5 protein-coding genes are annotated in these 6,680 nt (G+C 69.0%); 2 read left to right on the top strand and 3 right to left on the bottom strand.

Going from position 1 to position 6,680, the window contains the following annotated elements; translation table 11 throughout:
• Nucleotides 1-32 precede the first annotated feature (32 nt).
• Nucleotides 33-1,295 (bottom strand): Nramp family divalent metal transporter, encoded by a 1,263-nt coding sequence (locus tag VKH46_03295; GenBank protein HKB69841.1) that lies wholly within the window; start codon nt 1,293-1,295, stop codon nt 33-35.
• A 104-nt stretch (nt 1,296-1,399) separates the two neighbouring features.
• Nucleotides 1,400-3,166, bottom strand: a complete 1,767-nt coding sequence (locus tag VKH46_03290; protein ID HKB69840.1) for a glycoside hydrolase family 15 protein — start codon at nt 3,164-3,166, stop codon at nt 1,400-1,402.
• Between the two features lie 59 nt (nt 3,167-3,225).
• On the opposite strand from VKH46_03290, the gene VKH46_03285 reads away from it, so the two are divergent.
• Complete coding sequence (locus VKH46_03285) at nt 3,226-5,481, top strand: trehalose-6-phosphate synthase (protein HKB69839.1); 2,256 nt, start codon at nt 3,226-3,228, stop codon at nt 5,479-5,481.
• A complete protein-coding gene (gene otsB / locus VKH46_03280) occupies nt 5,481-6,245 on the top strand; it encodes a trehalose-phosphatase (protein ID HKB69838.1) in 765 nt (254 codons plus the stop codon). The genes VKH46_03285 and otsB overlap by 1 nt, the downstream gene beginning before the upstream one ends.
• A 216-nt stretch (nt 6,246-6,461) precedes the next feature.
• On the opposite strand, the gene VKH46_03275 is transcribed toward otsB, so the two are convergent.
• A partial coding sequence (locus VKH46_03275) for a hypothetical protein (protein HKB69837.1) occupies nt 6,462-6,680 on the bottom strand: 219 nt, incomplete at its 5' end.

The raw sequence follows: 6,680 nt of genomic DNA, 5'->3' as shown, positions 1-6,680 counted from the left end.
CTCCCGTCCCCCGAGCCCGCTCCCGCGACGGTCTAGAACACGAACATTCCCACCGCCGCAGCGAACATCAGCAGCGTCGTGACCCCCACGACCACCCGGCTGACGATCGAGCTCGGCTGCTTCGCCATGAGCGCGGAATCGGAAGCCACGAGGAGCACCCCGACGAGGAGGAACGGGGCGAGGACGCCGTTGATCACGGCCGACAGGAACAGCGCGCGAACCGGATTGAATCCGGCGAAATCGATCGCGATCCCGATGGTCGTGGCGGTCCCCGCGACGAGGTAGAACTGCCGGGCGCCGCGCAGCTTCTGATCGAGCCCCTGCCGCCAGCCGAACGTCTCGGCAAACGCGTACGCGGCCGAGCCGGCGAGCGTCGGGATCGCGAGGAACCCGACGCCGAGGATGCCGACGGTGAAAAGCGCCGCGGCGAACCTGCCGGCGAGCGGAGCCAGCGCCTGCGCCGCTTCCTTCGACGTCTGGATGTTCGTCACGCCGTGGACGTGGAGCGTCAGCGCGGTCGTGAGGATGATGAAGAACATCACGAGGTTCGACGCGAAGGTCCCCACGCCGACGTCGATCCTTCGGTCGGTGATCTCGCGCGAAGTGGCTCCCCTGCGGCTCACGAGCATGCGCCGGCCCATCGCCTTCTCCTCCTCGACTTCCTGCGACGCCTGCCAGAAGAAGAGATACGGGCTGATCGTCGTGCCGAGGATCGCGACGAGCATCGCCCACGCCTCCCGGCCGTGGGGGAGCGACGGGACGAGCGCGTCGCGCGCGATCGCGCCCCAACGGGGATGCGCGAGAAAGGCCGTGCCCACGTATGCCCCGAGCGCGAGAGCCAGCCACTTCAGGACGGCCGCGAGCTGCCAGTAGCGAAGCCGCACCGTCGCGACGAGAATCAGGATTCCGAAGACCACCACGCAGAAGTGGGAGTTGACTCCGGTGAGCATCTCGGCGGCGTCGGCCATCCCGGCGAGGTCCGCGCCGATGTTGATCGTGTTGGCGGCGAAGAGCGCGAAGGCCATCGCGACGAGGACGCTTCGCGGAAACTTCTTCCTCAGCGCGCCGGCGAGCCCGCGTCCCGTGACCATCCCGATCCGCGCGCACATCATCTGGACGGCCGCCATCAGCGGCCAGGTGAGGAGCGCGGTCCAGAGAAGGCTCGTCCCGAGCTGCGCGCCCGCGACCGAATAGGTCGCCACTCCGGACGGATCGTCGTCGGCGGCGCCGGTGATCACGCCGGGCCCGATCGCCTTGCCGATCCTCGCGAGAAGCGGCGCGCGCTTCTTCGTCATCCGGCGGGAATCGTAGACCCTCCCGCGCCGTTCCGGGATCGAAAGATTCCGCGTATCCGGACCGTAATTCCAAGGCGCGCCGCAGCGCGATCACCGGCCGGGCGTCAGAGGATCTCGCTCCAGCGGGGCGACGCGGCGAACGCCGCCTGAATCAGGCCGACGTGGGAGTACGCCTGGGGGAAGTTCCCCCACATCCGGAACGTCGCGGGGGAGTAGTCCTCCGAGAGGAGGCCGAGCGGCGAGAGCGCCCGGTGGACGCGCTGCATCGCTTCCCGCGCATCCTCGATCCGGCCCGTCACCGCGAAAGCCTCGATCAGCCAGAAGGTGCAGATGATGAACGCGACCTGGGGCCGCCCGAACCCGTCGTCGAGCCGGTAGCGCACGAGCCACCCTTCGTCCGACAGCCGGTCGGTGATCGTCGCGACCGTCTGCCGGAGCCGCGCGTCGTCGGAGGGAAGGAACCGCAGGGTCGCCATCTGGAGGAGCGACGCATCGAGATCGTCCCCGTCGTGGGTGCCGACGAACGCTCCGACCTTCGGCTTCCACGCGCCGGCGACGATCTGGTCGCGGATCCGCACCGCGGCGTCGCGGAATTCCGCCGCCGCGTGCGGGGAGTGGCGCGACGCGACCGCGGCGACCCGGTCCGCGGCGGCCCAGCACATCAGGGTCGAGAACGTTCGGATCCTTCCGGGCGTCCGGTATTCCCAGATTCCCGCGTCCGGAGTTCCGGCAACCGAAATCGCCTTTCGCGCGAGGCGCAGGAGGAGCTCGAGCGACGACTTCGAACGTTCTTCGCGGAAACGGTCGTCGAGGAAGATCGGCGTGAGGGCGAGGACCATCTCGCCGAAGATGTCGTTCTGCGCCTGAGCCGCGGCGGCGTTGCCGGACCGAACCGGGCCCTCTCCTTCGTAGCCCGGCCAGTTTTCGACGATCGTCTCCTTCAGGTCGGCGCCGCCGTCGATCCGGTAAAGCGGTGCGAGAGCGAGATCCCGCGTTCCGGCGGCGATCTCGAGAAGATAGCGGATGAACTGCTCGCGCTCCTCGAAATGGCCCAGCGATCGGAAGGCGGCGAGGGCGTAGTAGGCGTCGCGGAGCCAGCAGTACCGGTAGTCCCAGTTCCGGCCGCTTCCGGGCGCCTCCGGGATCGATGTCGTCATCGCGGCGACGATCGCGCCGGTGTCTTCGAAGCAGTGGAGCTTGAGCGCGAGCGCCGAGCGAATGACCTCGGCCTGATGGAGGGGCGGAATGTTGCACTGCTTCACCCACTGCTGCCAGTGGCGGACCGTCTCGCCGAGAAAGCGGTCGCACAGCGGGGCGAGGGATTCCTCGATCGGCGGGCCCCACGTGAAGGCGACGTGCCGGCGTTCCGTGAGGGCGAACGGCCGGTGACCGACGTAGGCGAGCGGAATGTCGGTCGTCAACCGCACGGGGCGCGCGAAGCCGCCGAAATCGATGTGGTGCGAGCCTTCGAGCACGAATGGCGCTTTCTTCGACCATCCCAGCCGCGGCTCGCACGCGACCGAGACGCGCGGTGCGCCCTCGATCGGCTCGAGAATCCGGAAGATCTGAGTCGGGCGGAACATGCGGCCGTGGAGGTGGAACCGCGGAGCGAAATCGAGGACGCGGAAAGCTCCGTCGGCGGTCCGGAACGTCGTCTCGAGCACGTTCGTGTTCTCGACGTATCGCTGCGTTCCCGGGGTCCCGTCGGCCGGGGCGACGGCGAAATGGCCCCCTTCGTTCGCGTCGAGGAGCGTCGAAAAAACCGGCTCGGAGTCGAATCGCGGGAGACAGCACCAGACGATCGACCCGGAACGGTGAACGAGGGCGGAGATCTGACAGTTCCCAATCAGCCCGAGATCCTCGAGGCGCATCCCGGCCAGCCTAACAAATTGTATTTTCGAATCAAACTATCCTGTGATCAAATGACCCGATGCGCCGCGTCACCCGGTTCGTCGTTGCGCTGGTCCTCGGACTCGGCTTCCTGACCTGGCTGGCCTCGCGGGTCGTCGAGCGGACGGCTCGGGAATGGTTCGACAAGGACGTGGACCTGCGAGCGCGACTCGTCGTGAGCGGCGCCCGGCAGTCTCTCGTGTCGCACTGGAACGAGCCGCGGCGGACGAAACTCAGCGACCTGCTCTCCGAGATCACTCGCGACGAGCGGATCATGGCCGCCGCCGCGTGCTCGGACGACCTCCGCATGCTGACCCGGACCAAGGATTTCCCGGAACGCTTCACGTGCGCGGCGATCGGCGCGCACATGCGGAGCTCGGGGAAAGGCTCCGAGCTCGGCTGGCGGCCATGGAAGACGATCGAGTCCCTCCCGGGAGGGAACGTGTACGTCAACGCGATCCCCGTCGCCGACGGCGTGAAGCCGCTCGGGTTCGTCGTGCTCGTGCACGATCTGACCTTCGTCGAGCGCCGGGAAGCCAAGACGCAGCGATTCATTTTCGTCGCCTTCGGATTCCTCGCGCTCGCCGCCTCGGGCGTGACCCTCGTCGCCGCGAGGCTGTCGTGGCGCGGCTGGAGCGACGAGCTCCGGGGGTTGCTCCAGGGAAGCGGCCGGAGCCGGCGCGCGGAGTTCCGCCCGCTCCTCGGCGACGTGCGCGACCTCGTGGAACGCATCGTGGCGGAGAAGGACCTGGACCGCGAGGGAGGCGCGTGGACGGCGCAGCGTCTGGCGCACACGCTCACCCGCTATCTCCACGGCGAGAAGGTCGTGATCCTCGCCAACCGCGAGCCTTACATCCACGAGCGGCTGGCCGACGGGAGGATCGCCGTGCTGCATCCCGCGAGCGGACTCGTCACGGCCCTCGAGCCGGTGATGCGCGCCTGCTCCGGGACGTGGATCGCCCACGGCAGCGGCTCGGCCGACCGGGAGTCGGCCGACCTCGACGGCCGGCTGCGCGTCCCGCCGGGCGAGGAATCGTACGTGCTCCGCCGCGTGACGCTCACCCGCGAGGAGGAGAAGGGCTACTACTACGGCTTCTCGAACGAGGGACTCTGGCCGCTCTGCCACGTCTCGGACACGCGGCCGACCTTCCGGAGCGAGGACTGGCAGCAGTACCAGGAGGTCAACCGGAAGTTCGTCGACGCGCTCTGCGCCGAGGTCGACGTCGACGACCCGATCGTCTTCGTGCAGGACTACCACTTCGCGCTCGTGCCGCGGCTGATCCGCGAACGGCTGCCGCGCGCGACCGTCATCATGTTCTGGCACATCCCCTGGCCGAACTCCCAGCGCTTCGGGATCTGCCCATGGCGTCAGGACCTCCTCGAAGGGATGCTCGGGGCGAACATCCTCGGGTTCCACACGCAGTTCGACTGCAACAATCTCCTCGATTCGGTCGACCGGTTCCTCGAAGCTCGGATCGACCGGGAGCAGAACGCGGTCGTGCAGCACGGGCGGAGCACGCTCGTCCGGCCGTATCCGATCGCGCTCGAATGGCCGGTCCGCTGGCTCGCCACGGCTCCGCCCGTAGAGGAATGCCGGACCTCGATCTTCGAGGAGCTCGGCCTCGCTCCCGGCGCCCTCCTCGGGGTCGGCGTCGACCGCCTCGACTACACGAAGGGAGTGGAGGAGCGGCTCCTGTCCGTCGAGCGCCTCCTCGAGCGCTTCCCCGAGTACCGCGGCCGGTTCACGTTCGTCCAGCTCGCGGCGCCGAGCCGGACGGCGATCGAGCGCTATCGCGCGCTGAACGATACGGTCGAGGAGCTCACCGCGCGGATCAACCGGCGTTTCGGGGAAGGGAGCTACCGCCCGATCGTGCTGCGGCGCGAGCATCACGAGCCGCCGACCGTCTTTCGCTACTACCGCGCGGCCGACGTCTGCTACGTGAGCAGCCTCCACGACGGGATGAACCTCGTCGCCAAGGAGTTCGTCGCGGCGCGCGAGGACGAATCCGGCGTCCTCGTGCTCAGCCAGTTCACCGGGGCGGCCCGCGAGCTGACGGAGGCGCTGATCGTCAACCCGTACGACATCGACGAGGCGAGCTCGGCTCTGCGCGCCGCCCTCCAGATGTCGCCGGAGGAGAAGCGCGACCGCATGCGCGCGATGCGCTCCTTCATCTCGGAATTCAACGTGTACCGGTGGGCGGGGCGGATGCTCGTCGACGCCTCGCGGCTGCGAAGCCGGGACCGCCTGACGGGCCGTCTCACCGATCACCTCGCCGAGGCGGTGGAATCCGCCTGATGCGGGAGATCCTCGCTCCGGCGCAGCGGGAGATCCTCGGGCAGTTCGCCGGGTCGAACACGCTGCTCGCCTTCGATTTCGACGGCACTCTGGCTCCGATCGTGCGAGACCCGCGCCGGGCGGCGCTGCGCGCGAAAACGCGGGCGCTGCTCGAGGAGACGGCTCGGCTCTACCCGGTCGTCGTCATCTCGGGCCGCGCGCGGAGCGACGCGCGGGCGCGCCTGCGGAGCGTTCCCCTCGCCGGCATCGTGGGCAACCACGGGCTGGAACCCTGGCGCGGAAGCGAACGCGTCGCCGGAACGGTCCGGCGCTGGGCCGCGGCGCTTCGCGAGGCGCTCGCGCTCTTCCCCGGGCTCGAGATCGAGGACAAGGCCTATTCGATCGCGGTCCACTACCGCCGGTCCCGGCACCGGAGGAAGGCGAAGGCCGCGATTCTCGGGGCGATTCAGACGCTGGGAGAGCTGCGGGTGATCGGCGGGAAACAGGTCGTCAACGTGCTGCCGCCGGGCGCCCCTCATAAGGGGATCGCGCTGGAAAGCGAACGCGAGCGGCTCGGCTGCGACCGCATGATCTACGTCGGCGACGACGAGACCGACGAGGACGTGTTCGCGCTGGACGAACCGGGACGACTCCTCGCGATCCGAGTCGGACGTCGGCGCGATTCCGCGGCGGGATACTACGTCCCGGAACAGGGCTCCGTCGACGAATTGCTCCGGCGCCTCGTCGAGCTGCGCCGGCAAGACCGGCGAAAAGCGGCGCAGTGAAATGGTCCCGCCTCCCGCGGGCGGCTCTCGGTTTCCTGCGGCGCATGGGGACCGCGGGAGCCGCCGCGCGCCGGCGAAGCGCTGGAGCGAAACGAGATTCGCCTCGGCGGTTGACGAAGAACCGGCGCCGTAATCCAGGGACGCCGCTGCTCGTCTCCCGGCGCCGGGTTCGCCGCCCCCCGGTGAGTCGATCCCATCTCGCGGCCGGCCGCGAGGTCAGAACCGGCGGATCGTCAGAATGCCCGCGACGGCGAGAACGGCGCCGAAGAACAGCAGCGATGCCGTCCCGAGCGTGGGAACCGGGGTCGCGTTCTCCTCGGCGAGAGTCGTCGAGGTGAAGGTGTCGGAAAGGCCGCCGATCGTCACGGTGGTGTCGATCGGCGTCAGGAAGCTCGCCGACGAGGTGTGCCGGGCGCGGACCGAGTCGCCGTTGGC

The organism is Thermoanaerobaculia bacterium, from assembly GCA_035260525.1.
Taxonomy (GTDB): Bacteria; Acidobacteriota; Thermoanaerobaculia; order UBA5066; family DATFVB01; genus DATFVB01.
This window is presented reverse-complemented; position numbering and strand designations above follow the sequence as displayed.

Coding starts and splice junctions, on each gene's coding strand:
- VKH46_03295 (HKB69841.1), bottom strand. CDS start 1,295: ATGACGAAGAAGCGCGCGCCGCTTCTCGCGAGGATCGGCAAGGCGATC.
- VKH46_03290 (HKB69840.1), bottom strand. CDS start 3,166: ATGCGCCTCGAGGATCTCGGGCTGATTGGGAACTGTCAGATCTCCGCC.
- VKH46_03285 (HKB69839.1), top strand. CDS start 3,226: ATGCGCCGCGTCACCCGGTTCGTCGTTGCGCTGGTCCTCGGACTCGGC.
- otsB (HKB69838.1), top strand. CDS start 5,481: ATGCGGGAGATCCTCGCTCCGGCGCAGCGGGAGATCCTCGGGCAGTTC.